Below are 2,701 nucleotides of genomic sequence, written 5' to 3'. Positions count from 1 at the left end.
TTGTGAAAAAGAGTTTAGAATTCTGTGGTCTTTCGTCATCTACTTCTCCATGTACCGCGAGATGTAAGATTTTATATTGATTGGCATTTTTCTTAAAAGTAGCTTCATTTGCCTGAGCGCCAAAATAATATTGCCCATCAATAATATCCGCAATAGCTTTAATTTCTTTACGCGTTCCCGGAAGGTCATCACCTATATCTCGTAATGCAGCTAATCGCATAGTATTAGTTACAAACGTATTTGTAGTGTCGGAAAAAGAAAAGGCAAGACAATTATCTTGTTTTTCTTTATTTCTTTTTTGTTGAAGTGGATTTAACAATAAATCTGATGAATTACCATAAGAAATGGCGTAGTCTTTAAACAGGTATGGTAATAGCTTTGGGTTATTCGTTGTACTATTTTTTGTTAATAATAGATCGAAGTTGAGATGCCATAAAGGTCCGTCAGGGATAATAATAAGTTTGTCTCCTACTATGTTAGCTTTTATTGGTTCTAAAAGTTGGTTATATAATTCATGTCCTTTATTCTTTAAATTTTTGATACTTTTTGAGAGAATGGCTTTACGAAATGAAGTTATATTTTCTTCTAATAAGGAGGTCTGAATGCTCTTCACTGACAGTTTGTTTTTGGATATTGTAAATGCATAGGTGATACTATCCGAAGTAAAGAACTCCAATAAAGTAGTTTTTTTATCTAATTTCTGTTGTATCTCAGAAACAGAAATTGTTTTGTTTTGGTGTTTCAGTTGGTAATATTTTGGGTGATTTTTTTCTAAAATTTGAACCAAAGAGTCTTGTTGACGACTGATATCAAAAAGTTTATTTTCGTATTCTTGAATGAGGATACTATCTGAAGAATCTTTGGACTGTTCAGATGTGATTTGAGATTGATAATATGATCGACTTGATTTTAGTTTTTTTTCAAGTGTTATTATTTTATTGGGTAATCCTGAAATTTTTTTTGCATTTGTATCGAGAAGTATATCTTTTAAAATATTTGATTTACTTTTTTCAATGTAATAAAGGACCCTTTCTAATTCATTATTGTCATTAGTAAGGTTGTAATTAATGAGATGTACCGCAATGGCATCAGAATACATTTCCTTTGATTGTATTGCCAGATTTATTTTGTCTTCATAATTTTGGTAAGATTGCCTCAAATAATCACTTAATAAATCTAATTGTTGATATAAGATGGTACTTTGCTCAAGATCAGATATTGATTTATTCTTTTTGTATTGTTGTTGAAATGTTTTGGCTTTTGCAGTTAATGTTGCAAATAGGATATTTAAATCATAAAAGTCTTTAGGGTTAAAGGTTCTTATTAGAGTTGTATCATTTTTTTTGATATTGGATTCAATTGCCTTGTCATAATAGGATAATGCGGATAAATACTCTTGCTGTTGATAATAAACTTTTCCTATGTTATTGTACGAATCTGAAATGAGGTAATGCTTATTTGATTTTTTAAGAGTCTTTATGCTTTTATTGTAATAATTTAATGCCTCAGAAAATGAATTGTTTTTGTAATATGTTAACCCAATGTTATTGTAAGAATCTGCTATTTCAGAGTAGTTATCTCCAAAAATCGAACTTTTTATCTCAATGGATTTATAATAATGATTTATGGCAGCATCATATTTTTTTTGACTTCTAAATACAGTACCTAAGTTGTCATATATACGAGCCGAGCTAGAATAGTTTTTCCCGAATGCTTTTGTGTAGATTCTTAATGCTTCGTTGTAATAAGAAATTGACTTTTCTAAGTCTAATTTTTGATAAACCGTTCCAATATTCATGTAGGTCCTAGCAATCATATAATGGTCAATTCCGAAGACTTTTAACCTTAAGTCTAAAGTTTTTTTATAAAATTGTTGTGCTTTATTATACTCACCTTTGTGTTTAAAGATAACCCCCATGTTATTATATAGAAGGCTTAATCCATAAGAATGATTTTCTTTTGTAAATATTATCAATGCCTTTTGGTAATATTCTAAGGCTATATCAAATTGCAATGTTTTCGCATATATTATACCAATATTTAGATAAGAAATAGCTGCTCTTAGGTGATTTTTCCCAAAAGACTTAATTCTTATGGATAAACATTTTTCTTGAAAACTAAGTGCTTTATCATATTCTTGTAAGGCCATGTAAATATTTCCAAGATTATTATACAAGTATCCTGTATTTTTATGTTCTGGTCCTAAAACAGCGATATTAATGGTTAAAGTTTTTTTATAATATGATATTGCTTTTTGGTATTTTTCGGTTTTTTCGTAGAAAAGTCCTATGAAGGCGTACGATTTAGCAATAGTAAGATGATTTTCAGGGAATAGTTTTTTTCTGATTGTTAATGCCTTTTCTAAATTGACTAAAACATGCTTGAAGATTCCTTTTTCATGATAGTATTTACCTAAGTTGTCATAAGAATTCGCTTCTTCCGGATGATCTTTTTTCAAGTAGGTATTACTAATTTTTAAGGCTTTGTTGGCATTTTTAAATGATTTTTCTAGTTCCTTTGTTTTCCATTGATGCTCCGAGATTTTATTATAACAACTCGCTATACGTTCCCATGCTTCTGCTTTTTCATAAATTGGGAGGGCTTTTTTAAAAAGAATAATAGACCCATCATGATTGTTTGCCTCTGATAATGAATCCGCCTTTTGATAATGTTGCCAAGCTACTAACGTATCATTTTTTGT

The 2,701-nt window shown here is 29.5% G+C and carries 1 protein-coding gene; it reads right to left on the bottom strand.

The window, feature by feature from the left end; all coding sequences use genetic code 11:
• Positions 1–2,701, bottom strand: a 2,701-nt coding sequence (locus DZ60_RS0121810; RefSeq protein WP_025744127.1) for a CHAT domain-containing protein, incomplete at both ends; no start/stop codon positions are given.

Source organism: Aquimarina pacifica, assembly GCF_000520955.1.
Lineage (GTDB): Bacteria > Bacteroidota > Bacteroidia > Flavobacteriales > Flavobacteriaceae > Aquimarina > Aquimarina pacifica.
The sequence above is the reverse complement of the archived record's forward strand: the minus strand, read 5'-3'. Positions and strand labels throughout refer to the sequence as shown.